The sequence below is a fragment of the Pseudomonas sp. Fl5BN2 genome (genome assembly GCF_009908205.1).
GTDB lineage: Bacteria > Pseudomonadota > Gammaproteobacteria > Pseudomonadales > Pseudomonadaceae > Aquipseudomonas.
Genome location: NZ_JAAARL010000014.1, coordinates 140,633 through 167,299, shown reverse-complemented (window position 1 = coordinate 167,299; position 26,667 = coordinate 140,633). Strand labels below are relative to the sequence as shown.

Annotated in this window: 24 protein-coding genes; 17 read left to right on the top strand and 7 right to left on the bottom strand. The window is 63.2% G+C overall.

Annotated features, from left to right (window positions below):
• The first annotated feature begins 125 nt into the window (after positions 1-125).
• Positions 126-602, top strand: a complete 477-nt coding sequence (locus GV819_RS20440) for a MarR family winged helix-turn-helix transcriptional regulator (protein WP_161757854.1) — start codon at positions 126-128, stop codon at positions 600-602.
• A 16-nt stretch (positions 603-618) separates the two neighbouring features.
• On the opposite strand, the gene GV819_RS20435 is transcribed toward GV819_RS20440, so the two are convergent.
• The 5 genes from GV819_RS20435 to GV819_RS20415 form a co-directional block, all read right to left on the bottom strand.
• Positions 619-1,425 (bottom strand): class II aldolase/adducin family protein, encoded by an 807-nt coding sequence (locus GV819_RS20435; protein WP_161757853.1) that lies wholly within the window; start codon positions 1,423-1,425, stop codon positions 619-621.
• A gap of 158 nt (positions 1,426-1,583) precedes the next feature.
• Positions 1,584-2,396: an ABC transporter ATP-binding protein gene (locus tag GV819_RS20430; protein WP_161757852.1), complete on the bottom strand. Its 813-nt coding sequence runs from the start codon at positions 2,394-2,396 to the stop codon at positions 1,584-1,586.
• On the bottom strand, positions 2,396-4,198 hold the full coding sequence (locus tag GV819_RS20425; protein ID WP_161757851.1) for a branched-chain amino acid ABC transporter ATP-binding protein/permease: 1,803 nt from the start codon (positions 4,196-4,198) through the stop codon (positions 2,396-2,398). Before GV819_RS20425 ends, GV819_RS20430 begins: the two co-directional genes overlap by 1 nt.
• The gene (locus GV819_RS20420) at positions 4,195-5,232 is read right to left on the bottom strand and encodes a branched-chain amino acid ABC transporter permease (RefSeq protein WP_161757850.1); all 1,038 of its coding nucleotides are present in this window, start codon (positions 5,230-5,232) and stop codon (positions 4,195-4,197) included. The genes GV819_RS20425 and GV819_RS20420 overlap by 4 nt, the downstream gene beginning before the upstream one ends.
• Positions 5,233-5,339: 107 nt before the next feature.
• Entirely contained in the window at positions 5,340-6,491 is a 1,152-nt protein-coding gene (locus GV819_RS20415) for an ABC transporter substrate-binding protein (protein ID WP_161757849.1), read from the bottom strand.
• Positions 6,492-7,281: 790 nt separating this feature from the next.
• Here GV819_RS20415 and GV819_RS20410 point away from each other — a divergent pair.
• From GV819_RS20410 to GV819_RS20360, 11 genes are all read left to right on the top strand, one after another.
• Positions 7,282-8,394: an amidase gene (locus GV819_RS20410; protein WP_161757848.1), complete on the top strand. Its 1,113-nt coding sequence runs from the start codon at positions 7,282-7,284 to the stop codon at positions 8,392-8,394.
• Positions 8,395-8,420: 26 nt separating this feature from the next.
• Positions 8,421-9,593: an acyl-CoA dehydrogenase family protein gene (locus GV819_RS20405; protein WP_161757847.1), complete on the top strand. Its 1,173-nt coding sequence runs from the start codon at positions 8,421-8,423 to the stop codon at positions 9,591-9,593.
• Between the two features lie 28 nt (positions 9,594-9,621).
• Positions 9,622-9,981, top strand: a complete 360-nt coding sequence (locus GV819_RS20400; RefSeq protein ID WP_161757846.1) for an IacB protein — start codon at positions 9,622-9,624, stop codon at positions 9,979-9,981.
• A gap of 15 nt (positions 9,982-9,996) precedes the next feature.
• Positions 9,997-10,527, top strand: a complete 531-nt coding sequence (locus GV819_RS20395) for a nuclear transport factor 2 family protein (protein ID WP_161757845.1) — start codon at positions 9,997-9,999, stop codon at positions 10,525-10,527.
• Positions 10,528-10,574: 47 nt separating this feature from the next.
• Entirely contained in the window at positions 10,575-11,849 is a 1,275-nt protein-coding gene (locus tag GV819_RS20390) for an aromatic ring-hydroxylating oxygenase subunit alpha (RefSeq protein WP_161757844.1), read from the top strand.
• A gap of 19 nt (positions 11,850-11,868) precedes the next feature.
• Positions 11,869-12,345, top strand: coding sequence for an aromatic-ring-hydroxylating dioxygenase subunit beta (locus GV819_RS20385; RefSeq protein WP_161757903.1), 477 nt, complete (start codon positions 11,869-11,871; stop codon positions 12,343-12,345).
• A gap of 10 nt (positions 12,346-12,355) precedes the next feature.
• Entirely contained in the window at positions 12,356-13,096 is a 741-nt protein-coding gene (locus tag GV819_RS20380) for an SDR family NAD(P)-dependent oxidoreductase (protein WP_161757843.1), read from the top strand.
• A gap of 87 nt (positions 13,097-13,183) precedes the next feature.
• Entirely contained in the window at positions 13,184-14,140 is a 957-nt protein-coding gene (locus GV819_RS20375) for a PDR/VanB family oxidoreductase (RefSeq protein WP_161757842.1), read from the top strand.
• Between the two features lie 19 nt (positions 14,141-14,159).
• Entirely contained in the window at positions 14,160-14,657 is a 498-nt protein-coding gene (locus tag GV819_RS20370) for a flavin reductase (RefSeq protein WP_161757841.1), read from the top strand.
• 228 nt (positions 14,658-14,885) lie between these two features.
• Complete coding sequence (locus GV819_RS20365; protein WP_161757840.1) at positions 14,886-16,163, top strand: OprD family porin; 1,278 nt, start codon at positions 14,886-14,888, stop codon at positions 16,161-16,163.
• A 272-nt stretch (positions 16,164-16,435) separates the two neighbouring features.
• Positions 16,436-17,059: an NIPSNAP family protein gene (locus tag GV819_RS20360; protein WP_161757839.1), complete on the top strand. Its 624-nt coding sequence runs from the start codon at positions 16,436-16,438 to the stop codon at positions 17,057-17,059.
• 48 nt (positions 17,060-17,107) lie between these two features.
• Here the strand turns inward: GV819_RS20360 and GV819_RS20355 are convergent, their stop codons facing one another.
• Together GV819_RS20355 and GV819_RS20350 are read right to left on the bottom strand one after the other, a co-directional pair.
• A complete protein-coding gene (locus GV819_RS20355; RefSeq protein WP_161757838.1) occupies positions 17,108-17,845 on the bottom strand; it encodes a TorF family putative porin in 738 nt (245 codons plus the stop codon).
• Positions 17,846-17,949: 104 nt separating this feature from the next.
• Positions 17,950-19,692 (bottom strand): amidohydrolase, encoded by a 1,743-nt coding sequence (locus tag GV819_RS20350; RefSeq protein ID WP_161757837.1) that lies wholly within the window; start codon positions 19,690-19,692, stop codon positions 17,950-17,952.
• A 103-nt stretch (positions 19,693-19,795) separates the two neighbouring features.
• On the opposite strand from GV819_RS20350, the gene GV819_RS20345 reads away from it, so the two are divergent.
• The 5 genes from GV819_RS20345 to GV819_RS20325 are packed head-to-tail and all read left to right on the top strand — an operon-like array spanning position 19,796 to position 26,480.
• Positions 19,796-20,713, top strand: a complete 918-nt coding sequence (locus tag GV819_RS20345) for a LysR family transcriptional regulator (RefSeq protein ID WP_161757836.1) — start codon at positions 19,796-19,798, stop codon at positions 20,711-20,713.
• Between the two features lie 38 nt (positions 20,714-20,751).
• A complete protein-coding gene (gene lexA / locus GV819_RS20340; RefSeq protein ID WP_161757835.1) occupies positions 20,752-21,369 on the top strand; it encodes a transcriptional repressor LexA in 618 nt (205 codons plus the stop codon).
• A complete protein-coding gene (gene imuA / locus GV819_RS20335; RefSeq protein ID WP_161757834.1) occupies positions 21,369-21,986 on the top strand; it encodes a translesion DNA synthesis-associated protein ImuA in 618 nt (205 codons plus the stop codon). Before lexA ends, imuA begins: the two co-directional genes overlap by 1 nt.
• 7 nt (positions 21,987-21,993) lie before the next feature.
• Entirely contained in the window at positions 21,994-23,409 is a 1,416-nt protein-coding gene (locus GV819_RS20330; protein ID WP_161757833.1) for a Y-family DNA polymerase, read from the top strand.
• Complete coding sequence (locus GV819_RS20325) at positions 23,406-26,480, top strand: error-prone DNA polymerase (RefSeq protein WP_161757832.1); 3,075 nt, start codon at positions 23,406-23,408, stop codon at positions 26,478-26,480. Before GV819_RS20330 ends, GV819_RS20325 begins: the two co-directional genes overlap by 4 nt.
• The last annotated feature ends 187 nt before the right edge of the window (positions 26,481-26,667 follow it).

Below are 26,667 nucleotides of genomic sequence, written 5' to 3'. Positions count from 1 at the left end.
CTGGTTTTTTGCAGCGTCGAGCGTGACAATGGCGCCCGCTGCACCTCATGCGTAAGCGCTCACGGGCGACGAGTGGTGCGATGTCCCTATAATCCCAGCTTTGATCCAAGGCGCCGCGAACCTTTATGAGCACCCCGAAAAAACGCCGAAGCCGCTACGACCCCGCCAGTGAGGACTTCAAGAAGGAGCAATTCCCCTTCTACTGGTTGGCTCGTCTGTACGGGCGTTACTCCATGGCCATGGAGAAAGCGCTGAAGAAAATCGACATGGACATCCCGCGCTGGCGGATCCTGTTCATTCTCAAGGAGAACGGCGAGTCGAGCATTTCGGAAATCTCCATCCATGCCATTGCCAAGCTGCCGACCATCACCAAGATCGTCTACCGCATGAAGGCCGACGGCCTGGTGGAAACCGCCACCAGCGCCAGCGACGGGCGTGTCACTCAAGTCTCGCTGACCGATAGCGGCCGGCAGACCATCGAAAAGATCCAGCAAGGTACCCGCGACATCTTCCTCAATAGCTTCGAGGGTCTGACCGAAGCGCAGATCACCAAGCTCAACAGCACCCTGGAAAAGATTTTCAACAACCTGCCACAGGATTGAACCTCACCGCTGTGCTTTAGATCCTGGCCCGGCCTGACGCCTGATTGGCCGGCGCCAATGACCCGTACTGACCACGCTCGGCTTGCATCTTGCGCACCATGGCGCTGAAAAATTTATCGGCGAAGCCGCTGTTGCCGATCAGCATCGCGGTGAGGTCGGCGCACTTGGTACTGATCTCTTCCGGCAGGAGGTTGTCTGCGCCGCCAAGGGCGCCGGACTGGCACTGGATCTCGGCAGCGCGCTGGACGGTCCAGAGCAGGAAGAAGGTCTTGGCGATGCTGCTTTCACCGACCGCGATGCCGTGGTTGCGCAGCACCAGGATGTGTTTGTCGCCGAGACTGTCGATCATCCGGGCCTTCTCGTCATCGAACAGGGTGATGCCCTCGAAGGTGTGGTAGCCGATACGTCCGCTGAGCTGTGCACCATAGAAGTCGTGGTGAGCGAAACCGGCCTGTTTCATGGCGATGGCCGAGATCGGCGTGGTGTGGGTATGGATCAGGCAGCGGATATCTGGTCGCGCACCATGCACGGCACTGTGCAGGGCGAAACCGGCGGGGTTGCCGTCATAGGGTGAGTCTTCAAGCTTTGTGCCCTGCAGATCGACCTTGAGCAGATTGGCCGGGGTCACTTCGCTGTAGTTCAGGCCGAACGGGTTGATCAGGTAGTGGTGCGCCGGGCCGGGCAGGCGCGCGGAAATATGGTTGAAGATGGTTTCGCTCCAACCGAAGAAATCCACCAGGTGATAGCAGTGCGCGAGTTCGACGCGCAGGGCCCATTCGTCGTTGCTGCAATGGGTTGGCTTTTCCAGGGAGGCGTGGGTCATGGCGGGTTCCTTGTGCACAGCATCAGAGGCATGCCTGGTCGCTGCGAAAGCGTGCCAGAGCATCAGGTGTGGGGTGTTCGACTGGCTGGGCAGTGCGGGGTGATGAATGTCACGCCGCCGAGCACATGCCGCAGACCGAGGGTCGGGTTCGGCAGGGGTCATGGTGACGCTTCTGGATTCAGCGGGGCGAGCATCTCCTGATGCTTGCTGGCCAGGCCCAGATAGGCCTCGATGACCCGTGGGTCATTGGCCAGTTGTTGCGCGGGGCCCTGCATGGCGATCTGACCGGTTTCCAGCACGTAGGCGTAGTCGGCGACCCGCAGCGCGGCGCGGGCATTCTGCTCGACCAGGAGGATCGACACGCCCTGTTCGCGCAGTGCGCTGATGATCCGGAAGATCTCCCGGGTAATCAACGGTGCCAGGCCCAGGCTGGGCTCATCGAGCATCAGCAATCTGGGCTTGGCCATCAGCGCGCGGCCCACGGCGAGCATCTGTCGTTCACCGCCGGAAAGGGTCGCGGTCAGTTGCCCACGGCGCTCCCACAGGCGCGGGAACAGCTCATAGACCTCGCCAAGGGTGCGAGCGTAGTCGCGATCACCTCGGCAATGGCGCTGGAAGGCGCCCAGCAACAGGTTGTCGGCGACACTCATGCTGGTGAACAGTTCGCGTTTTTCCGGAACCAGGCCGAGCCCCCGCGAAACCATGACCTCGACCTCTGGCACGCTCTCCAGGCGGCCATCGAAGTCCACCCGGCCATGGGAACCGAGCACGCCCATGATGGCCGAGAGCAAGGTGGTCTTGCCGGCGCCGTTGGGGCCGATCACCGTGACGATCTGGCCTTTGCCGACGCACAGGCTGGCGTTGCTCAAGGCCTCGATCTTGCCGTAGGCCACGCTCAGGTTGCTGATCTGCAGCAGCGGGTCGCTGACCTGGTTGTGCGACACGAGTTGCGGTTGTGCAGGCATGTTCATCATTCCATCCCTCCCAGATAAGCTTCGAGTACCGCAGGATCTTTCTGCACCTCTTCGGGCAGGCCCTGGGCGATCCGTTGACCGAACTCCATCACCACCACCCGGTCTACCAGGCCCATGACGAAGTCCATGTCGTGCTCCACCAGCAGGATCGCCATGCCTTCGCTGCGCAGCCGGCTGAGCAGGATGCCGAGGGCTTGTTTTTCTTTCAGGCGCAGGCCGGCTGCGGGCTCGTCGAGCAACAGCAGGCAAGGGTCGGCGCACAAGGCACGGGCGATTTCGAGGATTCGCTGCTGGCCCAGCGCCAGGCTGCCGGCCTGTTCATGCAGGCAGTCACCGAGACCGACCCGCTCCAGCTGGAGCCTGGCCTCATTGAGCAGCATGGCCTCTTCGCGGCGCTCCAGATGCAGGGCGGCGGCCAGGATTCCTCGGTGTCCGCGCAGGTGCGCGCCGATGGCGACGTTCTCCAGTACGCTCATTTCCGGCAGCAGCTTGACATGCTGGAAGGTCCGGCTCAGGCCCATGCGGGCCACGTGTCGTGAACTCAGGCCGTTGATCTTGCGGCCCATGAACAGCACCTCGCCGGACGTCGGGGTGTCGACCCCGGACAACTGGTTGAACAAGGTGCTCTTACCGGCGCCGTTGGGTCCGATCAGGGCGAGAATTTCCCCGCTGTGGATCTTCAGGTTCATGTCATTGTTGGCCACCAGGCCACCGAAATGCCGGCTCACGTGTCGCGCCTCAAGCACCTGCTGCCCGTGTTGCGGCTGTTCGCGGCGGGGCAGGGGCGGGGCGCTGGCGTCGACCGCCGGCCCCCGACTGCGAGCCTTGAAGCGCTTGGGCAGCCAGCCGACCAGCAATGGCCACAGCCCACCGGGTGCGCGCTGCATCAACAGCACGATCAACAGGCCGAAGACGATGGTTTCATAGTTGCCGCTATCGCCCAGCAGGTGAGGCAGCCAGTCCTGCAGCCATTGCTTGAGCAGGGTCAGGACGCTGCTGCCGAGCAGGGCTCCCCAGACACTGGAGACGCCGCCGATCAGCGCCATGAACAAGTAATCGATGCCCATGTTCAGGCCGAACGGCGTCGGGTTGACGAAGCGTTGGGTGTGGGCGTAAAGCCAGCCGGAAATCGCCGCGAAGACCGCCGAGATGACGAAGATCACCATCTTCGAGCGCAAGGTGTTGATGCCCATCGACTCGGCCATCAGTTGGCCGCCCTTGAGCGTGCGTATGGCCCGGCCTTCGCGCGAGTTCAGCAGGTTCTGGGTGATGAGGATGGCCATCAGCAGGAAGGCCCAGATCAGATAGAAGATCTTTTCGCCCTTGTCCAGCAGCAGGCCGAACAGCGAAATCGACGGTAGGCCGCTGACCCCGGTATGCCCGCCTAAGGATTCCAGGGTGCCGAACAGGTAATACAGCGACAGGCCCCAGGCAATCGTGCCCAGGGGCAGATAGTGCCCGGACAGCTTGAGCGTCAGCGCGCCGAGCAGCAGAGCCACGCCGGCCGTCAACATGACCCCGACCAGCAAGGTCAGCCAGGGCGAGGTGCTGGCCCAGGCCAGCCACGCCGGTAGCTGCTCGCTGGTGGTCAGCCAGGCCGACGTGTAGGCACCGAGGCCGACGAACGCGGCCTGGCCGAAGCTGGTCATGCCGCCGACCCCGGTCAGCAGGACCAGGCCGAGCACCACCAGGGTGTAAAGACCGATGTAGTTGAGCAGGGTCACGTAGTAGGGCGGCAACAGCAGCGGTGCCACGCCCAGGAGCAATATCAGGGCGAGTACCAGATAGCGCGGATTCATTGTTCTTCCTCCACATGACGGTGGGTCAGCGAACGCCAAAGCAGGAACGGAATGATCAGGGTGAAGACGATGATTTCCTTGTAGGTACTGGCCCAGAACATCGAGAACGCCTCGACCAGGCCCACGGCCAGGGCCCCGATGGCCGCGACCGGGTAGCTGACCAGGCCGCCGATGATTGCGCCGACAAAGCCCTTGAGGCTGATGATGAAGCCCGAGTCGAAATACAAGGTGGTGATGGGGGCAATGAGGATTCCCGACAACGTGCCGATCAGCGCAGCCAGGAGGAAGGTCGACTTGCCCGCCAGCGTCGGTGAAATACCCATTAGCCTGGCGCCCATGCGATTGACTGCAGTGGCGCGCAGGGCCTTGCCATACAGCGTGCGTTCAAAGAACAGGTACAAGCCGATGATCAAGGCCAGGGACACTGCCAGCACCCAGAGTGTCTGGCTGTTGAAGGTCACCGGTCCGAGCTCCAGGCCGGCTTCGGAAAATGGCTTGGTGCGCGCGCCTTCGGGACCGAACAGCAGCAGGGCAATGCCGACCATGCTCACGTGCACGGCGATCGATACGATCAGCAACACCAGGGCGCTGGCCGCGGCAATGGGCTGGAACACCAGGCGGTAGATCTGCGGTCCCAGCGGCACCACCAGGGCCAGGGTCAGCAGCGCCTGCACCAGCATTGGCAGTTCGGCCAGGGGCAGGGTCTTGATCAGCAGTGCGATGAGCAGCGCATAACCGAGCTTGAACAGCACGCGCCAGGGCCAGCGCAATGCCCGGCTGGATCGCGCGGCGCCCCACAGGTCGAGCAGGCAGTCGATCAGTGTGAGCCCGAGCAGCAGCCAGATCAGTGCGGTGGGTCGACCGCTCTGCAAGGTGGCCATGGTCAAGGCGCCATAGGTAACGAATTCACCCTGGGGGATCAACAGGATCCGCGTCACGGTGAACACCAGGAGGATCGACAGGGCCAGCAGCGCGTAGATCGCGCCATTGGTCATGCCGTCCTGGCCCAGCAGCATGGCTATCTGGAAATTCATAATGAGCACTCTCTTCTGATCGGTTGAATATCAAGCGGGGCCGGTCTGGGGCTGAAGTAGCGCCAGGTCGGCCGGGCATGCCACGGACGGCATGCCCAAGGTGTCGATCAGTTGTCGTGCAACAGGGTCCAGTTGCCGTTTTTCACCACGATCATTTCCCGGCCGCGTTCATCGAAGCCGCTGTGGTCTTGTGGCGTCATGTTGTAAACCCCCTGGGTGCCGGCCAGTTCGTGACTCTGTTCGAGGGCCTCGCGCAATGCCGTGCGGAACTCGGCGGTGCCGGGCGCAGCTTTCTGGGCGGCGATCGGAATGGCTTTTTGCAGCAGCAGGCCGGCATCGAAGGTGTTACCGCCGAAGGTTGCGGGTTTGCTGCCTGTGAGTTTTTCGTAGGCACTGGTGTAGTCGCTGGCGATTTTTTTCGAGGGGTGCGAGTCGGGCATTTCATCCAGGACCAGCATCAGGCTCGCGGCCAGAATGGTGCCCTCGACTTTCTTCCCGCCGAGCTTGAGAAAGTCCGGCAGCGCCGCGCCGTGGGTCTGGTAGACCTGGCCACGATAACCCTGGTCGAACAGCGTGGCCTGGGGCATCACTGCCGAGCTGCCGGGGGCGGCGACCAGCACGGCATCAGGCCGCGCGCTGAGGATTTTCAGGCTTTGCCCGGTGACCGAAGTGTCCTGGCGCTGGAAGCGTTCGTTGGCCACCACCTGGATGTTGTGCTCGGTGGCGAGCCCGGCCATGACCTTGGCCCAGTTCTCGCCGTAAGGGTCGCTGGTGCCGATGAAACCCAGGGTCTTGACCCCCTTTTTGCTCATGTACGCAAACAGCGCCTTGGCGATCAGGTCGTCGTTCTGGGTGGTCTTGAACACCCATTTTTTCTGCTCGGTCATCGGCAGCACCACTGCAGCCGTCCCTACGGGGGCCAGCAACGGCACACCGGCCTCGGCGACGAACTGGATCACCCCCATGGCGTTGGGCGAGCCGCTCGGGCCGATGATCGCGTCGACCTTTTCCTCATCGATCAGTTTCTTCAGGGCCTTGACGGTGGCTGTCGGGTCGCTGGCGTCATCCAGGGCGATGTACTTCACCGTCTGGTTCCCGGCCTGGGTCGGCAGCAGGGCGATGGTGTTCTTCTGTGGGATGCCGATCAGCGCGATAGGGCCGGTGGCGGAGGTGATGACACCCACTTTCACTTCAGCTTGCGCGGCGCTGGCGCAGGCAACACTCAACAACAACGTGGACACGGCTTTTCTGAAAAGCATGACTTTCTCCGAAGAGTTGCAAGGCGCTGCAAGGGGTTGCTGGCCAAGGCTCCCTAGCGTTTGAGGGCATCGGGGCTGACCTGTTTTTGTCGAACCGTTCGAGCGTTGCGGCGAATGGGCCGGACGCTGTGGCTGCTGATCGACCGACGACTCATCGGCCAGGGAGCGTGGAGGGCAAAAGCAGATTGCATGCCAGAAAAAACGTTCGACCGGCTCGCCGAGTGTTACCGCCGAGGCTTGGCAGTCGTGCCTTCGGTGGTCGATCCCCGGGCCCTTTCACGGCCGCTCCCTGGGGGCTTTTGCAGCAGCGCGAAAAGGCCACGCACAGCGTCTGGGGCAAGGCATTGACCTGGGTCAATGTTGTCTTTGTGGAGGGCGGAAAGCAGAAAAAATGAAGGGGAAAAATCGGTATTTTTTATGGGTTATTTTGCCTTTTTTTTAGTGATTTATTAGTTGATTTGGAACGTAAATATTTTCTCTGTAAGGGCGTTTTATAGTTTTCCTGTTTATTGGGATTGATTTTCATATTGCTCATAAGGTGCTGAATTTAATGATAAAAATCATGATATTCGATGTTTTTCGGCTTTTTTGAGGCTGTTACCAAACTGCACGATGACGGTGCTTGGGGTCAGAAAATGCACCTAAAATACACACCAATAAAAGATGTCAAATTCAATTGACATTTCAACTAATTATTATGATTTTAGATTTAAGCGTTCACCCACTGGTTTCGGTCGGGTGCATCTGTTCTGGCGAGGTTGGCCAGTGACCCATGAAGCAGGTGAAGGGCATGTCGATTGTCGTCGAGGAATTAGCATTGGGTGGGAGCGGCAGCTCGGTGATGGTGAAAGACACCATTGATATCGCCGGCTACCCGACCCGGGCTTCGAGTCATGCATTGGCTGATGCGCCGGCTGCCGTTGAGCATGCGCAAGTGGTACAGGCGCTGCTGGATGCCGGGTGCCGAATCAGCGGCAAGACCAGCCTGCATGAGCTGGCATTTGGTACCACCGGCCTGAATGCCTGGGCCGGCACGCCGCCGAACCCGCGTTATCCGGGGCGTATACCCGGCGGCTCGTCCAGTGGTTCGGCGGCGGCGGTGGCGGCCGGGCTGTGCGACTTTGCCCTGGGCACCGACACCGGTGGTTCGGTGCGTATTCCAGCGGCCTGCTGTGGCGTGTTTGGCCTCAAGCCGAGCTTCGGCCGGGTCAGCCGCAAAGGCGTGATGCCGGCGCAGAGCTCACTGGATTGCGTGGGGCCGCTGGCACGCAGCATGGAGCGCCTGATCGAAGCCATGCAGGCCATCGATCCAGGTTTTGGCCCCTTGCCGGCGGTGACGCAGATCAGCATCGGGGTGGTTCCGGTGCAAGCCAGCGAGCCGATCCGCGCAGCCCTCGACCATGCCTTGCAGCGCAGCGCTTTCAGCCTCGGCCAGCAACGGCTGCCAGGCATGGCCGCGGCGTATGACGCCGGCATGGTGGTGATCAATGCCGAGACCTGGAACGCCTGCGGCCACTTGTTGCAAACCGGCCGAGTGGGCAGCGATATCGCCGGCCGCCTGCAGGCCGCCGGGCAGACCTCCAGTGCCGCATTGGCCGAAGCCGAGCAGGTGCGCCTGGCCTTCACCGCCGAGGTCGACGAGGCGCTGCAGCGGTTCCCGATCCTGGCGCTGCCGACCATGCCCGACTATCCGCTGGTGCTGGCCGACGCTACCGATACCCGTGCGGTCCTGGGCATGACCGCCCTGGTGCGGCCGTTCAATCTTTCCGGTCATCCGGCCCTGAGCATTCCTCTGGAAGGCGCTTCGGGACTGCCGGTGGGCCTTCAACTCATTGCCGCCCATGGCGCGGATGAACTGCTGTGTGCAGTGGCCCGCGAGCTGGTCCGGCGCCTGGAAGACTAATCGCCATGTTTACCTTGGAGAACCCCATGACTGTCCTTAGCGAGCGGGACCATCAGCGCCGTGCGCCGATCACCGCGGGTGAAGAGTTTCAGCAATTGCTCGTCGAGATCCGGGCCCGGGCCCGGGACGAGGAATTCGACCGGCAGAAGTTCATTTCTGCGGACGTGATCGAGCGTTTTCGCACCCTCGGCGTGTACCGCGCTCTAGTGCCCAAGCGTTTTGGTGGCGATGAGTGTTCGCCGGCCGAGTTCTGCCAGATGGTCGAGGACATTTCGATTGCCGACGGTTCCGCCGGCTGGGTCGCAAGCTTCGGCATGAGCCCGGTGTACCTGGCAGCGCTGCCCCTGGAAACGATCAGGAAAATCTACGCCGAGTCGCCCGACGTGGTGTTTGCCGGGGGGATCTTTCCGCCGCAACCGGCGACCTTTGTCGACGGTGGCCTGGAGGTCAACGGCCGCTGGAAGTTCTCCAGTGGCTGCATGGGCGCCTCGCTGATCGGCGTCGGCATTGCCCCGAAAAATGGCGAGATGCTGGGCCTGCCACGCCTGGCGCTGATCCCTCGGGACAAAGTGCGGATCGAGGAGAGCTGGAATGTGGTCGGCCTGGTGGGAACCGGTAGCCACGACGTGGTGGTAGAGAACGTGGTGGTGCCGGAAGAGTGGACCTTCGTGCGCGGCGGGCCATCGAACCTCGATGAGCCTTTTTTTCGCTACCCGTCCTTGTCCTTCGCCACCCAGGTGCTGTCGGTGGTCGGCCTGGGCGTGGCCCGCGCCGCGTTGGACGAACTGAGTGGCATGGCCTCGGGGCGGATCTCGGTCACCGGCGCGCCATCGTTGTCCGACCGGCCCTTGGCGCAGGTCGAGGTGGCCAAGGCCGAGGCCTCGTTGCGGGCCGCGCGCTGCTGGTTCTACGAGGCCATCGACGACGCCTGGAACAGCGTGCTGGCCGGCGCTCCGGTGAGCCTGGAGCAGACCAACATGTTGCGCCTGTCGTCGACCCACGCCACCCGCGTGGCCGCTGAAGTGGCGCGCACCGCGCAAATGCTCTCGGGCATGAGCGGGGTGTACCGCAGCAACCCGCTGTCGCGTTTCGTCAACGACACCCAGGTCATCACCCAGCACGCCTTCATGGGCGACATGACCTACCAGAACGCCGGCGCGATCTTCTTCGGCAACAAACCGCTGCCGGGTTACCTGTAATTTCTTCAACCATTGAGTGGTGAATTTCATGACCGATAAAAAAGCCCTGCGCGTTCTGTTCTGCATCGGCATCAACCAGAACTTCTTCGATGCGCCACGCCCCGAGGCCCTGGAAGTCTGGGCCGCGTTTGGCGAAATGTGGCATGCCATCGGCGACCTGCCTGGCGTCACGGTGCTGGGCAACATGGACGACGACCAGAGCATGGTCGGACCGTCCGCCGGCTGGCCCTGGACCACCTACCTGCTGGCCGACGTGCCGGACATCGAGACCGTGCATGCCGCCTGCAATCTGTTCCGCACCACGGCGGTCGGCGACGGCCCCTACAAACTCTGGAAGTACTGCAAGGTCGAGGCCCGTACCGGCCGCGAACTGATCATCCAGCGCTGAGTGGAGAGAAGCCAAATGTCACCACAAGAGCGCATCGAAGCCCTGGAGCAACGGCTCGACCAGCTGCACAGCGAGAACGCCGTGCGCGCCTGCATGAACCGCTACATGGTGCTGTGCGATGAGTTGGGCGTGGGCTCGCCACTGGCCGAACTGGCCGAGCTGTTTACCGACGACGCACTCTGGGAAGGCAAGGGCGCCAAATATCGCGACAGCTTTGGTGGCTACCGTGGGCGTGACGCCATCCGCGCCATGTTTGCGACCTACATGGTCGAGCCGGCGCACTTTGCGCTCAACGTGCATTTTCTGACCTCGGAGCTGATCCGCGTGAACGGTGACGAGGCCGAGGCCAGCTGGGTGATGTTGCAGGCCTCGACCTTCGCCAGTGGTGCGTCGCACCTCAACAGTGCCCGTTTGAGCGTGCGTTTCGCTCGCGAACAGGGGCAATGGCGCATGGCGCATTTTCAGACCGAGAACCTGTTCAGTCGTCCGGTGGACCACTGGAACAGTGATGAGCATTTGCCGGTGCCGGCACCGGCCGAGCAGTAGCCCGCAGAATTCTTATAGTCGGCGGGTCACGCCGACGAGGAGTGATCGTGAATAACCTGATAGATACCCTGACCCTGGAATCCACCCCGGCTGAGCGGGTGCTGCCCGACCGTGTGCACACTTCGCTGTACACCGACGGCAAGATCTTCGACCAGGAGCTGGAGAAGATTTTCTACAGCACGTGGATCTGGGTGGCCCACGCCAGCGAGATTCCCGAGACCGGCAGCTACAAGAGCACCTACATCGGCAAGCAGCCGGTGATCGTCGTGCGCGACCGCAAGCAGGACGTGCACGTGCTGCTCAACCGCTGCCGCCATCGTGGGGCCACGGTGTGCGAGCACAAGAAGGGCAAGACCAACAGTTTCGTCTGCCCTTACCACGGCTGGAGCTACGCCCTGGACGGCAGCCTGCGCGGGGTGCCGCACCCGGAGAGCTACGCCGATTGCCTGGACAAGGACGAGCTGCCGCTGGTGAGCCTGCGTGTCGAGCAGTACAGCGGCATGATCTTCGCCACCTTCAAGGACGATATTCAGCCGCTCGCAGATTATCTCGGCCCGGCCAAGAAATGGATCGACCTGTTCATGAAGCAGGGCGCCGGTTACCCGGTGAAAGTCGGTGGTGAGCACCGCTTCCGCTTTCCCGGCAACTGGAAAATCCAGCTGGAGAACACCACCGACGCCTATCACTTCCCGCTGGTGCACAAATCGTTCCTGGCCTCGGTGGATGAGCAGACCCTGGAGCTGTTCGATTTCGTCAAGGGGCCGGGTTACGTCGAAGACCTGGGCAACGGTCACAGTGTGATGGTGATGATCCCTGACCTGATCGACCTGGATGCCAACCTCGACCTGCCGATTCCGCAGCGCTTCGAGGAGCTGGCCGTACAACTGCGCGCCGAGGGCCAGGACGAACAGGCGGTGCGGCGCATTGTGCGGGCGGTGGGCGGTTCGGGTTTCAACCTCAACTTGTTTCCCAACATTGCCTGCTCGATGGCGTTCTTCCGGGTCCTGCAACCGATCGCGGTGGACCAGACCGAAATCCATCACGCGGTGATCACCATGGATGGCGGCCCGGCCGTGGCCAACCGTTATCGCCTGCGCCTGCATGAACACTTCCAGGGCCCGATGGGTTTCGGCACGCCGGACGACTCCGAAGCCTGGGAGCGGGTGCAGCGCGGTGCCAGTGCCGGCACCGACCTGTGGATCATGCTCAACCGCGGTTTGCCGGGTGAACAGCCCAGCGCGGACGGCCTGATCAGCGACGTCAGTGCCGAGACCGGAATGCGCGCTGCTTACCAGCAGTGGAAAAAGATGATGTCGGCCTGAGTCGACGGAGAACACCATGATCAATCTGCAATTGCTCAACCAAGTCACGGCCTTCATCTGGCAGGAAGCGGACATGCTGGACCATGGCGATTTCGTCGAATGGCTCGATCTGTGGACCGCGACCGCGACCTACATCATTCCCATCGACCCGCTGCAAACCGACTTCGAAAATACCCTGAACTACGCCTACGACAATCACCACATGCGGCAGTTGCGGGTGACCCGCCTGACCAGTGGCGAGTCGATCTCGACGACGCCGCGGGCCCGCACCGTACGCAGCCAGTCGCGTTTTCGCCTGCTGGCCGAGGTCGATGGCGTGATCACTGTGCGCTGCGCGCAGAACCTGCGCGAGTTCCGCAAGGACGTGCTCAAGCAGTACACCGCTGACGTCACCTTCGACCTGGTGCGCAGCGGCGACAGCTTCAAGATCCAGCGCAAGCTGATCCAATTGATCAACTCCACCGATACCCTCGCCGGTATCGGTTACATCCTTTGAGGAGCCGACCATGACACCAGTAGCTTTGGTCACGGGCGCGGCCAGCGGGCTGGGCAAAAGCATCGCCACGCAGTTGCTGGCGGCAGGTTATCGGGTGGTAATCAGCGACCTTTCCCTGGTGGCTGCGCAGGCCTGTGCCGGCGAACTCGACCCCGGCGGCGAACGGGTCCTGGCCCTGCAACTGGATGTCGCCAGCAAGGCTGATTTCCAGGCCGCGCTCGGCGCGGTGCTGGACGCCTGGGGTGGGCTGCACGTGCTGGTCAACAACGCGGCGATGACCCTGACCACACCACTGATGCAGATCAGCCCGGAAGAGTTCGACCGGGTGGTGAGTGTCAACCAGCGCGGCACCTTCGTCGGTTGCCAGGTGCTGGGCGCCTACCTGGCCGCTCAAGGTTACGGGCGGATCATCAACATGGCCTCCCTGGCTGGGCAGAACGGCGGTACTGCGACCGGAGCCCACTACGCGGCGTCCAAGGGCGCGATCATCACCCTGACGAAAATCTTCGCCAAGGAGTTGGCGGCCTCGGGGGTCACGGTCAATGCCATTGCCCCGGGGCCGATCGAGTCGCCGGCGGTGCGCGCCGCCGTGCCGCCCGAGCGTCTGGAAAAGCTGATTGAGGCGATCCCGGTGAAGCGTCTCGGCAATGCCGATTTCATCGCGCGCCTGGTGGTGCAGCTGGCCAGTGAAGAGGCTTATTTCACCACCGGCGCGACCTGGGATGTGAATGGCGGAATCTTCATGCGCTGACTGGCGGGCGGCGCTCCTGAAGGCCGCTCACTACCCTGCAGGGGCCGCTGTGGCGGCCCCATTACCACGCAACCTGGATGATCCTGGATGAGCGATCAAGTATTGAAAGTCGTCGTGCGCAAGCGCGAAGAGCAGGGCGACGGTGTCGTCGTGCTGGATCTGGTCAGTCCGCAAGGGCGACCCTTGCCGTCGTTCGAGGCGGGCGCGCACATCGACGTCCATCTCAAGCCGGGGCTGGTGCGCCAGTATTCACTGTGCGGTGACCCGGCCAACGTCGACGCCTATCGCCTGGGGGTGCTCAAGGACCCAGACTCGCGCGGCGGTTCGCTGGCGGTGCACGCGCTGCTCGAAGGACGGGAAATCGAGATCAGCACGCCGCGCAATCATTTCCCCCTGGCCCCCAATGCGCGGCGCTCGATCCTGATCGGCGGTGGCATCGGCATCACCCCGATGGTGGCCATGGCCTATGCCCTGAATGCCCGCGACAGCGATTTCGAATTGCACTATTGCGCCCGCTCACGCAGCCGCAGCGCCTTTCTCGATGAGCTTGGCAGTGCCGGGTTCGCCGCATGCCTGCACACCCACTTCGACGACGAAGAGGAGGCGCAGAAGCTTGATCTGGCCAGCCTCCTGGGCAACCCGCAGGCGGACGTGCATGTGTATGTCTGTGGCCCGGCCGGGTTCATGGATTGGGTCATCGGCCAGGCCCTTGCCCAGGGCTACGCCGACGATCATGTGCACCGCGAGTACTTTCAGGTGGCGGTCGACGCCTCGGGGGCGAGCTTTGAAGTGCATGCGGCGCGCAGCGGCAAGACCGTGCAGGTCGCACAGGGGCAAAGCATCGTCGAGGCCTTGAGGACGGTGGGAATCAACATCGAAGTGTCATGCGCGCAAGGGGTGTGCGGGACTTGCCTGTGCGACGTCCTGGAGGGCGAGCCGGATCACCGCGACGTGTACCTCACCGACGACGAAAAGAGTGCCAACGACCAGATCCTCGTGTGCTGCTCGCGCGCCAGGTCGAACAAGCTGGTGCTGGATATCTGATAGCCCGGAGGCTAATACCATGGTCGATACAACAGGATTTCGTAACTCAATGTCGATGCTGGGCGGGGCGGTTTCGATCATCGCCACCGACGGTCCGGCCGGTCGCTTCGGCTTCACTGCCTCAGCGGTCTGTAGCGTCACCGATCAGCCGCCAACGCTGCTGGTGTGCATGAATCGTTCGTCGTTTTCCAACGTGCACTTCAAGAGCAACGGTGTCCTCAGCGTCAACGTACTGACCCCCGAGCTACGCGAGGTGTCGGGGGCATTCGCCAACCGTGAACTGAACGCTGAACAGCGCTTTTCCAGTGCCTGCTGGAGCACCCTGGAAAGTGGCGCACCGCTGCTCGACGAGGCGTTGGTGAGCTTCGACTGTCGCATTGCTCAGGCCCATGAAGTGGGGTCGCACACGATTTTCTATTGCGAGGTCCTGGGCATTCGCAATGGTGAGGGCCAGCAGGGCCTGGTCTATTTCAATCGTGCGTATCATCCAATAGGGGGAACTTTCAATATCTCGTGAAGTTGTTGTTGGGGTGTAAGTGTCAACTTAAGTTTTCCGTAAGTGCTGGGAAAATAGAATAACTATAACGCTGTCTTCACTGTCTTGGTGAACGATCGCGTCACGACTTTTTTTGCAGTAAGTGGTTATAAAAATAACACTGCAGGCTAACTCGAAAGTTTCATTTTCTTGTTTTATCTGCTCCCACTCAATGTGCCTTTGTGCATGTAAAAAAAGAAGGAAAGCTTCATGTTCCAGAAGAGCTGGGCAAGCCGTGTCGTCTCCACTACGGCCGTGATGTATCTCTTCGCGCCGCAGGTCGTACACGCCGATTTTCTCGATGATCGTCAGGTCAGTCTGGGGGCGCGCAACTTTTACATCGACCGTGATTTCAAGCAGTCCGATGCGCCTAAATCGCGTATTGGCAGTTGGACCCAAGGCTTTGATTTTCGCGCCATCTCGGGTTACACCGAAGGCACCTTGCAGTTCGGCCTGGACCTTTCGGCGCAGTACGCCTACCGCTTGGACGGCGGTGGCGGGCGTGGGCCCGACAGCATCATTCCCTACGACAGCCGCAGGGGCGAGCAGGTGCGCGATTACGGTCGCGCGGCGTTGACCGGGAAGGTGCGCTACAGCAAGACCGAACTGAAAATCGGCGAACTGCGGCCGACCTTGCCAGTGGCCTATCTCGACGACACCCGGCAGTTGATCACCACCTATCACGGGGTGCAGGTCGAATCCAAGGAAGTGGACAACTTGACCCTCACCGGCGGGCGCTTTACAGAAATCAGCTCACGAGAGTCCTCCAATCGGGAAAGAATGTACTTGTTCAATGGGCCCGACGTTCAACGGCGCAGTGACGGTTTGAACTTCGGCGGGGCGACCTATGCCTTCAGTCCGAACTTCTCGACTACTTATTTCTATGGGCAACTGGAAGACATCTATCAACAACACTATTTAGGGCTGACTTACAGTCACGACCTGGGCGCCGGTTACGGGGTGAAAACCGACTTGCGCTATTTCAATAACAAGGAAGATGGCAAGGCCTTGTACGGCAATATCGACAACCGCTCCTATGGCGTGATGACGACCCTGAAAAAGGCTGGCCACAGCTTTGGCGTCGGCTACCAGCGCATGCTCGGCGAGTCGACGTTCCCGACCCTCAACGGCTATGCGCCGCAGCCGTACTTGGTGAACTGGTCGACCATCGCCTTCGTCAAGCCCAACGAGAGTTCCTGGCAACTGCGCTACGACTACAACTTCGCCGCCATGGGCCTGCCCGGCTTGAAACTGATGACCCGCTATATGCGCGGCACCGGCATTGACCGGGGCAACAACGCGCTGGATCAGAACGTCGAAAGTGAACGCAACATCGTCCTGGGGTACGTGGTGCAAAGCGGCACGTTCAAGGACCTGGGCCTGGAGTGGCGCCGGATCGACGTGAAGACCCGTTATGGCAGTGGTCGTGCATCCGGTCCGGACTATCAGGAGAACCGCTTGATCACCACCTACACCTGGAAATTCTGAGGCGCTCACCTGAACCTTGCCGCTGCTGTATCGGGCGGCACTTTTGCTCTGCCGTGGTTTTCTCCCGCATGGATTGCTCCGGCAGTTTTTTCCTGTTGAACCCGAGGATTGCCCATGCGCGGTTTTTAGAGCGCAACTGACTCCGGTCGAATCCACAGGGCTACAGCCACCTCGGCCACCTGCACCGGGATGCCTTGTTCCGTTGGTGCGGGGCGCTCTTTTAACGCTCATTGGTGCGTCGCCTGACCCACTCATTACCCGTCGAGGTTGTCATGAAGTTGTATGAGCTGATCACCTTTACCTTACGCGTAGGCACCGTGGCCCAGGCCATGGACTGCTTGGAAGGCCGCCTGGCCGACAGCGTCGAAGGGGTGTCCCTGTTGGGATGCTGGGCCTCGGACATTGGCCCCTTGAACCAGATTGCGCTGCTGCGCGGGTTTGTCGATGAAGCCACTCGTCAGGCCGAGCGCGAACGTTACCTGGGGAGTGTCGACGCCTTTGGCATCGGTACCTGGTTGACTGATATGCGGGTGGAAAACTACAGCCGGTTCGGCTTTCTCAAACCGTTGCCGCCGGGCGCCCATGGACCCTTCTACGAGTTCCGGGTTTATGACCTGGTGCCCGCGGGGCTGGCGCCAACGCTCAAGGGCTGGGAGCAAGCCATCGGGCCGCGTACCGCTGCGGAGTATTCGGCGGTGTACGCGGCTTTTTACGCCACCGATGGTCGCACCCCGCGTTACCTGCACATCTGGCCTTACAGCAGCCTTGAGCAGCGCTTGGAGGTGCGCAGTCGCGCAGTTCGGGATGGCGTCTGGCCTGCGCAAAACACCGCCCCGCAATTGCGCGACATGCACTCGACTCTGTACCTGCCGGCTCGTTTCTCGCCGTTGCAGTGAGCGCCCCCGTGCAAGGGCGCGCATCCAGCAGGTGACGGCCCCTGGTGGTTAGAAGGTCTTCGTTACGCTGGCGACCAGGGTGGCGCCGCACAAGTCGCTGAAACCGTAGTTGCTGGTGCACTGGGTTTTCGACAGGTCGGTATCGATGTAGCTCAGGCCCAGCACTACGCCGAGCACTTCGCGGGTCAGCTTGGCCTGCCACTCGCGGTAGCTGTCCACGCCTTTTTCCGAAGCCCCGACCAGCCGTGGATCCTTGAAGTCCATTTCGCCATAACGCAGGCTCAGACCCAGTTCCAGGGGCAGTCGGGTTTCGTAGCCTATGTAGCGGTACAGCGTGCTCTGCTTGCTGTCGATGCCCGGTGCATCATCGGAGTAATAGGCCGCCAGCTTGACCCCGTAGACGCTGAGAATGCCGTAGACCTCGCCCTGGTTGAACTGCGATTCGCGCGGGTAGGTGAACTTCAGGTAGCCCAGGTCGAGGCTCACCGCTTCGCTGGCCTGCCACAGCCAGCCGCCGTAGTAGTCGACTTCCTGGCGGGTTTTCAGGCCGCCGCCGAAGTCGACGTTGGAGCTCCAGGCGCCCAGGTACAGGCCATTGTTGTGCAGCAAGGTCACGGCGCCTTGCACCGCCGGGTCGTTCTTGCTCTGCGAGATGCCGCGGGTGCGGTAGTCGCTGGCCAGGGTCAGTTCCAGCTCTACGGCCAGGTCATCGGTCAGGGGGATGGCCTGGCTGGTCATGGGCAGCAGGCACAAGGAACTGAGGGCGAACAGGGTGAGGGTCTTCATAGGCTTCCCGTTATTGTGATTGTTATGGGCAGATGTCACGCAAGGCTGCGCCGGGCCCCGACGTCGGCAAGACGCGGGGGCGGGCAGCGGTTCAGCAGTTGTGATTAGAGAGGGCGGGTATAGATTTCGCGGCCGGCGAACCAGGTTTGCAGGACTTGGGTTTCATGCAGGGCTTTTTCATCGACGGCGAATACGTCGCGGTCGACGACGATGAAGTCGGCCTGTTTGCCGGCGCTCAGTGAGCCGATCTGCTGCTCCAGGCCAATGGTGCGCGCGGCATTCAGGGTGTAGGCGTAGAACATGGTTTCGCGGTCCAGGCTTTCATCGGCGTTGAGTACCCCCAATGGCCCCTTGCGGGTGATGGCCTGGGCCATGGCATTCCATGGGTTGGGCGAGGACACCGGCCAGTCGCTGGCGCCGGAGAGGGTCGCGCCGTGCTTGAGCAACGAGTGCGCCGGGTATTGGTAGCGGAACGCCATGGCACTGACGTAGGGCTTGATCATGTCCGTGGTGTAGTCGTCGGCGGAGGCCCACAGCAGTTGCATCGAGGCAATCACGTTGAGCGGCTTGAAGCGCGCGAACTCCTTGGGGTTGACCATCTGCAGGTGGGTGATGGAGTGGGTGATGCCGCTCTGGCGATCCTTGCGTGCCTGCTCGATGCCGTTCAGCGATTCGCGCACCGCGCGGTCGCCGATGGCGTGGATGTGCACCAGCCAGCCGCGCTGGTCGATGGCGCTGACCAGTTCGCCAAAGTGTGCCGGGTCGATCAGCAGCTCGCCGGGTTTGCGGGAGTTCTTGTAGGGCTCGAGCATTGCCGCGCTCTGCGCCGGGTATTCGATCACGCCGTCGGCGAAGATCTTGATGCCGGGCAGGGTCAGGTTGGGGATGCCCTGGAATTGCTGGCGCACCTTGTCCAGGGTGTCGAGGTCGGCCGGCAGGCTTTTCGGGTTGGCCACCAGCAGTGCGGCAACGTGGGCGGTCATCTCGCCGCTTTGTGCCAAGGCCTTGTAGGCGGGCAGCATGCCGACGGTTTTCTCGGTGGGCTTGAGGGCGAACAGCGCCTCGCCAGGGGCGGCATTGGCGGCCGGGTCCATCCACGCGGTAATGCCCAGGCTGTTGTTGTAGTGCAGGGCCGATTGCGCGGCGCGCAGCATCGCGGCGGCATCCGCTACCGGCATTTTCGCCGACACCCGATCCCAGCCGGCATCCACCAGGAAGCCGTTGGGGAGGCCGTCGGCCAGTTTGCCGATGGTGCCGCGCTCGGCTTCCGGCAGGCGCTTGAGCAACTCGGCGTCGATGCCAGCGCGTTGCAGCATGAAGTCATTGGCCCAGGCGGTGTGGTGATCGCTGCCGGTGAACACCACCGGCACCTTGGCCCATTCACCCTGGTTGAAGTGCTGGCCCAGGGCTTCGGCCTGGGACCAGTAGGCCGAACTCATGCCGGCGATGGTCAGCACATCGCCATGCTTGGCCGTGCCGTCGTCACGCCAGGTGCGCAGGCGCTGTTCCAGTTCATCGAGGTTGAGCACCGCGTCCTGCAGGTTGGCGCTGGTCATTTCCAAGCCGCCGAAGATCGCGTGGGAGTGGGTGTCGATCAGCCCGGGCATCAAGGTCTTGCCCCCCAGGTCGATGACCCGGGTGCCTGGCTCGATCAGCGCCTTGATCTGTGCGTCGCTGCCCACTTGCAAGACCTTGCCGTTCTCCACCGCCAGTGCCTGGACCTTGGGCTGGGCCCGGTCGGCGGTGAAAATCTGGCCATTGAGCAGCACCAGGTCGGTGGCGGCCATGGCTTCCAGCGAGGCAAAACTCACGGCAGCGACCAACAGATTCGGGATGAATCTTTTCATTGAATATTTCCTTGTTATTGCGTCTGATCGCCAGATTAGGGGCGGATCCCGGCCAGCAGAACGCCTCATCCACGAAAAACATTTTTGCCTGAATGGAAAAACCATGGACAAGTTGAGTGCCTTGAAGATGTTCGTGGTCACCGCCCAACTGGGCAGTTTCAGCCGGGCAGCCGAGCAGATGGGCAAGACCCCGTCGGCCCTGACCAAGGCGGTCAATCACCTGGAAGCCGATCTCGGTTCGCGGTTGTTCGAGCGCAGTACCCGGCGGATTGTGCTGACCGAGGTCGGACGGCTTTATCTGGACACGGCGCGCCAGGTGTTGCAGCGGCTGGAGGAGGTCGGCGAGGAGGTCGAGCAGTTGCAGCATGGCCTGCGCGGCAACCTGAAAGTCACCGCGCCGCTGGCTTACGGCCAGGCGTTTCTCGATCAGGTCTGCGGCGGGTTTCTGCAACAGTATCCGCAGATCAACCTGCAAGTGGACCTGTGCGATGAGTTCGTCAACCTGCTCGAAAGCGGTTACGACCTGGCTCTGCGGCAAGGCCATGACGACCTGCCGGGGCTGATTGCCCGGGTGGTCGGCAGCAACCGCCTGGCTCTGTGCGCGAGCCCGGACTACCTGGCCCGCAAGGGGCTGGCGGTGACCCCGCAAACCCTCGATGAGCATGAGTGGCTGCTGTATAGCCACCCCTTGCTCAGCCGCGAGTTCTGGTGGGTCGAGCGCGACGGCCAGCGCCTGAGCCTGGCACAGCCCCTGGCGCCGCGCTTGCGCAGCGACAACTACGACCTGCTGCTGGCCAATGCCCTGGCCGGGTGCGGGCTGCTGCACACCCCGCTGTGGAGCGCCGCGCCTTACCTGGCCGACGGGCGCCTGGTGCGGCTGATGGCGGACTACGCCATCGACCCGGACAGTTTCGGCCCGCACATCCTCGCGGTGTACCCCAGCCACCGGCGCGCGACCGCCAAAGTGCAGGCGTTCATCGATTACATCGCAGGTTTTCTGGCGACCCGTGGCCTGGACTGATTGGCGGTTCTTGTCAGATAAATCCGAGAGGAGTACAAATGTACTCCATGACGACTTTATCTCCCCGGCGCACTGCCATCCTGACCTTTATCCGCGATCGAATTGCCGATCACGGCCAGCCCCCAAGCCTCGCTGAAATCAGCGAGGCTTTTGGTTTTGCCTCGCGCAGCGTGGCGCGCAAGCATGTGGTGGCGCTGACCGAAGCCGGGTTTATCGAGGTCAATCCGCACCAGGCCCGGGGCATCCGCCTGGTGCATCAGGGCCGGCGCCCCGAGCTGCTGGAAATTCCGCTGCTGGGCCGGGTGGCGGCCGGTGCGCCGATTGGCGCGGATGCCGAGATCCACAGCCACTTGATGCTGGATGCGGCGATGTTTTCCCGGACCCCGGATTACCTGTTGCGGGTGCAGGGCGACTCGATGATCGGCGACGGCATTCTCGACGGCGACCTGGTGGCGGTGCGCCGCAGTGCCGAGGTGCGCAACGGCCAGATTGTGGTGGCGCGGCTGGACGGCGAAGTCACCATCAAGCGCTTTGAGCGCAGCGGCGAGCAGGTGCGCCTGTTGCCGCGCAACCCAGCCTATGCGCCGATCCTGGTGGAGGCCGATCGCGACCTGGCCATCGAAGGGGTGTTCTGTGGCCTGGTGAGGCAAGGGTGATGGGCGCGGTGATTGCCCTGGACTCGCTGTTCAATGCCGGGCGGGTCTGGAAGGGCCGGCCCGCTGCTCCGAGCGTCAGCCCGCAACCCACCGGCCATGCTGCGCTGGATGCGGTCTTGCCCAATGGTGGCTGGCCGCAAGCGGCGCTCACGGAAATCCTTATCGCGGCCCCGGGGGTGGGCGAGTTGCAACTGCTGTGGCCGACCCTGGCGCGGCTGTCGGCAGCGGGCGAGCGGATTGTCCTGGTGGCGCCGCCGCATGTGCCGTATCCCCAGGCCTGGCAGAACGCCGGAGTCGATGTGCGCCAGCTGTCGCTGGTCCAGGCCGCTGAGCGCGATGCCTTGTGGGTCGCCGAGCAATGCCTGCGCTCGGGCAGTTGCGGTGCCGTGCTGTGCTGGCCGCAACAGGCCGATGACCGTGCCTTGCGGCGCTTGCAGGTGGCGGCGGAAACCGGCCAGACCCTGGCCTTCGCCTACCGCTCGCAGACGGCTGCGATCAATCCGTCACCCGCGGCCCTGCGCATTGCGCTGGATGCCCGGCCGGCGCAGTTGCGGGTGCTCAAGTGCCGTGGCGGGCTGGCTCATGCGGCGCCGATTGCCTTCAGTCCGGGGCATTGAGGTTGCCATGCGCTGGGTCTGTATTCTGTTCCCGCAATTGGCGCTGGACGCGGTGCTGCGCCAGTCTGCCGAACCCGATGCGCCGCTGGCGCTGCTGAGCGGCACGCCGCAGCGGCGAGTGATCCAGGCGGTGAATGGTGCGGCCCGCGAGTTGGGCCTGCGCCCTGGCCAGTCGTTGAGTGCGGCCCAGGCCCTGACCAAGGGCTTTGCCAGCGCCGAATACGACCCCGCTGAAATCGAGCACTGGCAGCAGTTCCTCGCCGCCTGGGCGTACAGCTTCAGCTCGCAGGTCAGCGTGCATTACCCGCGCACCCTGCTGTTCGAAATCGAGTCGAGCCTGGACCTGTTTGGCCCCTGGCCGCTGTTGCAGGCGCGCTTGCAGGCCGAGCTGACGGCCCTGGGGTTTCGCCATCGGATCGTTGTCGCGCCCAATCCGGCGGCGGCCCGGGTCCTGGCCAATGCCTATGAGGCCTTGGCCGTGCCTGACCAGGACACTTTGCGCCGCACCCTGGGACCGTTGCCCATTGAACGCCTGGGCTTGCCCCCGGAGCAGGCCACGGCTTTGTCGCGCATGGGCCTGCGCACCTTCGAGCAACTGCACCAGTTACCCCGGCAGAGCCTGGCCCGGCGTTTCGACGGCGCCTTGCTCAAGCAGCTCGACACACTGCTGGGGGAGCGTCCGCTGGGGCTGGCGTTCTACCAGCCGCCGGACCGCTTCGACCTGCGCATCGAGTTGAATTTCGATGTGCTGTCCCATCAGGCGCTGCTGTTTCCCCTGCGCCGATTGACCGCCGACCTGGCGGCCTTTCTCTGTGGCCGCGACAGCGGAGTGCAGCGTTTCGCCCTGCACCTTGAGCATGCCGAAGGCGCCGATACGCTGATTGCGGTCGGGCTGCTCAGTGCCGAGCGTGACCCCGCGATGCTGTTCGAACTGGCCCGTGGCCGCCTGGAACAGATCCAGGTGCCGGCGCCGGTGCGCAACCTGCGCCTGGTGGCTGAAGACCTGCCGCTGTTCGTGCCCCAGCACCGCGAACTGTTCGACGAGCGCCCGCAGCAGAACCTGCCCTGGGAGCAGTTGCGTGAACGCTTGCGGGCCCGGCTGGGGGATGACGCGGTGCAGGGCCTTGGGCACCGCGCCGATCATCGTCCGGAACTCAGTTGGTTGCCCAGCAGCACCCCGGCTCCCTGTCCAGCCAATCCCGGGCTGCGGCGCCCGGGCTGGTTGTTCATCGAGCCCCAGGCCCTGCACGAGGGGTCGGTACGGGTGCTCATGGGCCCGGAACGCATCGAGTCCGGTTGGTGGGACGGTGCCGACGTGCGCCGCGACTACTACCTGATCGAAACCTCGGCCGGCCAGCAAGGCTGGGCCTATCGTCGGGTTGGCGAGCCGGGGCCGTTGCTCCTGCAAGGCTGGTTCGCATGAACGGCTACGCCGAGCTGCATTGCCTGTCCAACTTCAGTTTCCAGCGCGGCGCCTCCAGTGCCCGGGAGCTGTTCGAGCGTGGCCAGGCCCTGGGTTATCAGGCTCTGGCGATCACCGACGAGTGCACCCTGGCGGGGATTGTCCGCGCCTGGCAGGCCTCCCGCGACAGCGGCCTGAAGCTGATTGTCGGCAGTGAAATGCAGGTCGAGGACGGCCCGCGCCTGGTGCTGCTGGTGGAGGACCTGCCGGGTTACCAGGGCTTGTGCCGGTTGATCACCCGGGCCCGGCGCCGGGCCGAGAAGGGCACGTACCGCTTGCTGCGGGAAGACTTCGCCGAGCCGTTGCCGGGGCTGCTGGCCCTGTGGTTGGCGGGCAGCACGAATGACCTGGAGCAGGGCCGCTGGCTGCAGCAGGTATTCCCCGAGCGGCTGTGGCTGGCGCTGGAGTTGCACTGCGCCCAGGACGATGCCCGGCGCCAGCAGGAGCGGCTGGCCCTGGCCCGGCAGTTGGGGCTGCCGGCCGTGGCCTGTGGCGATGTGCACATGCATGTGCGTGGGCGCCGGGCGCTGCAGGACACCATGACCGCGATCCGCTATCACCTGCCAGTGGCCGAGGCCGGGGAGCGTTTGTTCGCCAATGGCGAGCGTCACCTGCGTGCCCTTGAGGTGCTGCAAGGCTTGTATCCCCAGGCCTTGCTCGACGAGTCGCTGAGGATTGCCGAGCGCTGCCGTTTCGACCTCGGCCAGTTGCGCTATCAATACCCCCGGGAGCTGGTGCCCGCGGGCCACGATGCCGAATCCTGGCTGCGGCTGCTGACCCAGCGCGGGATCCAGCAGCGTTGGCCCGGCGGCGCCCGGCCCGAGGTGCTGCTGCAGATCGACAAGGAACTCGAGCTGATCAGCGAGCTGGGCTACGAGAGCTATTTCCTTACCGTGCACGACATCGTCGACTTCGCCCGGCGCCAGCACATTCTCTGCCAGGGCCGTGGCTCGGCGGCCAACTCGGTGGTGTGTTTCGCCCTGGGCATCACCGAAATCGACCCCGACCGTTCGACCTTGCTGTTCGAGCGCTTCCTGTCCAGGGAACGCAACGAGCCGCCGGACATCGACGTCGACTTCGAGCACGAGCGCCGCGAAGAGGTGCTGCAGTATGTGTTTCGGCGTTACGGCCGGCATCGCGCGGCGCTGACGGCGGTGGTCAGCACCTACCACGGCGCCGGCGCGGTGCGCGACGTGGCCAAGGCCCTGGGCCTGCCACCGGATCAGGTCAATGCCCTGGCCGATTGCTGCGGCCACTGGAGCGATACCCCGCCCAGCGTCGAGCGCCTGCAGGAGGCCGGTTTCGACCCCCAGAGCCCGGTGCTGCACCGAGTGCTGAGCCTGACCGGGCAGTTGATCGGTTTCCCCCGGCACCTGTCCCAGCATCCCGGTGGTTTCGTGATTTCCGAGCAGCCTCTGGACAGCCTGGTGCCGGTGGAGAACGCCAGCATGGCCGAGCGCACGATCATCCAGTGGGACAAGGACGACCTGGACATGGTCGGCCTGCTCAAGGTGGATATTCTCGCCCTGGGCATGCTCAGTGCCATCCGCCGCTGCTTCGACCTGATCCACGGTTATCGCGGCCAGCGCTACAGCCTCACCAGCATTCCCGCCGAAGACCCGGCGACCTACGAAATGATCGGCCGCGCCGACACCATCGGGGTGTTCCAGATCGAGTCCCGGGCGCAGATGTCGATGCTGCCCAGGCTCAAGCCGAAGAACTTCTACGACCTGGTGATCGAGGTAGCGATCGTGCGCCCCGGGCCGATCCAGGGCGGGATGGTTCATCCCTACCTGCGCCGGCGTAACCGCCAAGAGCCGGAAACCTATCCGTCTCCTGAGCTGGAAGGCGTACTCAAGCGCACCCTGGGGGTGCCCTTGTTTCAGGAACAGGTGATGCAGATCGCCATTGTCGCCGCCGACTACACCCCGGGGGAGGCTGACCAGTTGCGCCGCTCCATGGCCGCCTGGAAACGCCACGGCGGCCTGGAACCGCACCGCGAGCGGCTGCGTGCGGGGATGAACAAGAATGGCTACAGCGATGAGTTCGCGGCGCAGATCTTCGAGCAGATCAAGGGCTTTGGCAGCTACGGCTTTCCCGAATCCCATGCCGCCAGTTTCGCCTTGCTGACCTACGGCAGCTGCTGGCTCAAGTGCCACGAACCGGCGGCCTTCGCTTGCGCCCTGATCAATAGCTGGCCCATGGGTTTCTACAGCCCCGACCAGATCCTCCAGGACGCCCGTCGCCATGGTTTGCAGATCCGCCCGGTGACGGTCGATGCCAGTGCCTGGGACTGTAGCCTGGAGCCGCTCCCCGGCCAGCAGCCGGCCTTGCGCCTGGGCCTGCGGATGATCAAGGGCTTTCGCCAGGAGGATGCCGCGCGCATCGAGAGTGCCCGGCGCCAGCGCGTTTTTGCCGATATCGCCGACCTGGCTGAGCGTGCCCGGATCGACCTGCGGGCCCAGGAGTTGCTGGCGGATGCCGGGGCTTTGCGTGACCTGGCCGGGGATCGTTACCAGGCCCGCTGGGAGGTGGCCGGGGTGGAGCAGCAACTGGGGTTGTTCGCCGGCTTGCCAAGCCCGACCGAGGCCGCGGTGGAGTTGCCCCGGCCCAGCGTCGGCGAAGACCTGCAGGCGGATTACCACAGCCTCGGCACCACCCTCGGCCCGCATCCCCTGGCGCTGTTGCGCCTGCAACTCAAGGCCCAGCGCTGCCGCAGTTCCCGGGAGCTGCAGGGGCTGGAGCACGGGCGGCCGGTGAGCGTGGCCGGGCTGGTCACCGGCCGCCAGCGTCCGGGCACTGCCAGCGGGGTGACCTTCGTCACCCTCGAAGACGAGTTCGGCAACGTCAATGTGGTGGTCTGGCGCGACCTGGCGGAACGTCAGCGGCGGGTGCTGGTGGGTTCGCAGTTGCTGCGGGTCGACGGGACCCTGGAAACCGAGGGTGAAGTGCGCCATCTGATTGCCGGGCGGCTGCGGGACCTGACCCCGTTGCTGGACGGTATCAGCGTGCGTAGCCGGGACTTTCGCTGATGGATCAAATACTTGCCCGAAAAGGCTGGAGCAGGCCAACGGATCAGACAGTCAATTGACTGACGCCAGAGTTTTTTATTCCTTTTCGCGATGATGTCCATTTGGCATACTCGCCGTCGATGATGCCCCCAGCATCAAGTTTCAGTACGCCCTGCCTGGCATTTTTGCGCCCGCACAGACTGCGTTT

What these genes read in the sequence shown, in the direction of transcription:
- GV819_RS20440 (WP_161757854.1), top strand. Translation starts at nt 126, where the DNA reads ATGAGCACCCCGAAAAAACGCCGAAGCCGCTACGACCCCGCCAGTGAG.
- GV819_RS20435 (WP_161757853.1), bottom strand. Translation starts at nt 1,425, where the DNA reads ATGACCCACGCCTCCCTGGAAAAGCCAACCCATTGCAGCAACGACGAA.
- GV819_RS20430 (WP_161757852.1), bottom strand. Translation starts at nt 2,396, where the DNA reads ATGAACATGCCTGCACAACCGCAACTCGTGTCGCACAACCAGGTCAGC.
- GV819_RS20425 (WP_161757851.1), bottom strand. Translation starts at nt 4,198, where the DNA reads ATGAATCCGCGCTATCTGGTACTCGCCCTGATATTGCTCCTGGGCGTG.
- GV819_RS20420 (WP_161757850.1), bottom strand. Translation starts at nt 5,232, where the DNA reads ATGAATTTCCAGATAGCCATGCTGCTGGGCCAGGACGGCATGACCAAT.
- GV819_RS20415 (WP_161757849.1), bottom strand. Translation starts at nt 6,491, where the DNA reads ATGCTTTTCAGAAAAGCCGTGTCCACGTTGTTGTTGAGTGTTGCCTGC.
- GV819_RS20410 (WP_161757848.1), top strand. Translation starts at nt 7,282, where the DNA reads ATGTCGATTGTCGTCGAGGAATTAGCATTGGGTGGGAGCGGCAGCTCG.
- GV819_RS20405 (WP_161757847.1), top strand. Translation starts at nt 8,421, where the DNA reads ATGACTGTCCTTAGCGAGCGGGACCATCAGCGCCGTGCGCCGATCACC.
- GV819_RS20400 (WP_161757846.1), top strand. Translation starts at nt 9,622, where the DNA reads ATGACCGATAAAAAAGCCCTGCGCGTTCTGTTCTGCATCGGCATCAAC.
- GV819_RS20395 (WP_161757845.1), top strand. Translation starts at nt 9,997, where the DNA reads ATGTCACCACAAGAGCGCATCGAAGCCCTGGAGCAACGGCTCGACCAG.
- GV819_RS20380 (WP_161757843.1), top strand. Translation starts at nt 12,356, where the DNA reads ATGACACCAGTAGCTTTGGTCACGGGCGCGGCCAGCGGGCTGGGCAAA.
- GV819_RS20375 (WP_161757842.1), top strand. Translation starts at nt 13,184, where the DNA reads ATGAGCGATCAAGTATTGAAAGTCGTCGTGCGCAAGCGCGAAGAGCAG.
- GV819_RS20370 (WP_161757841.1), top strand. Translation starts at nt 14,160, where the DNA reads ATGGTCGATACAACAGGATTTCGTAACTCAATGTCGATGCTGGGCGGG.
- GV819_RS20365 (WP_161757840.1), top strand. Translation starts at nt 14,886, where the DNA reads ATGTTCCAGAAGAGCTGGGCAAGCCGTGTCGTCTCCACTACGGCCGTG.
- GV819_RS20360 (WP_161757839.1), top strand. Translation starts at nt 16,436, where the DNA reads ATGAAGTTGTATGAGCTGATCACCTTTACCTTACGCGTAGGCACCGTG.
- GV819_RS20355 (WP_161757838.1), bottom strand. Translation starts at nt 17,845, where the DNA reads ATGAAGACCCTCACCCTGTTCGCCCTCAGTTCCTTGTGCCTGCTGCCC.
- GV819_RS20350 (WP_161757837.1), bottom strand. Translation starts at nt 19,692, where the DNA reads ATGAAAAGATTCATCCCGAATCTGTTGGTCGCTGCCGTGAGTTTTGCC.
- GV819_RS20345 (WP_161757836.1), top strand. Translation starts at nt 19,796, where the DNA reads ATGGACAAGTTGAGTGCCTTGAAGATGTTCGTGGTCACCGCCCAACTG.
- lexA (WP_161757835.1), top strand. Translation starts at nt 20,752, where the DNA reads ATGTACTCCATGACGACTTTATCTCCCCGGCGCACTGCCATCCTGACC.
- imuA (WP_161757834.1), top strand. Translation starts at nt 21,369, where the DNA reads ATGGGCGCGGTGATTGCCCTGGACTCGCTGTTCAATGCCGGGCGGGTC.
- GV819_RS20330 (WP_161757833.1), top strand. Translation starts at nt 21,994, where the DNA reads ATGCGCTGGGTCTGTATTCTGTTCCCGCAATTGGCGCTGGACGCGGTG.
- GV819_RS20325 (WP_161757832.1), top strand. Translation starts at nt 23,406, where the DNA reads ATGAACGGCTACGCCGAGCTGCATTGCCTGTCCAACTTCAGTTTCCAG.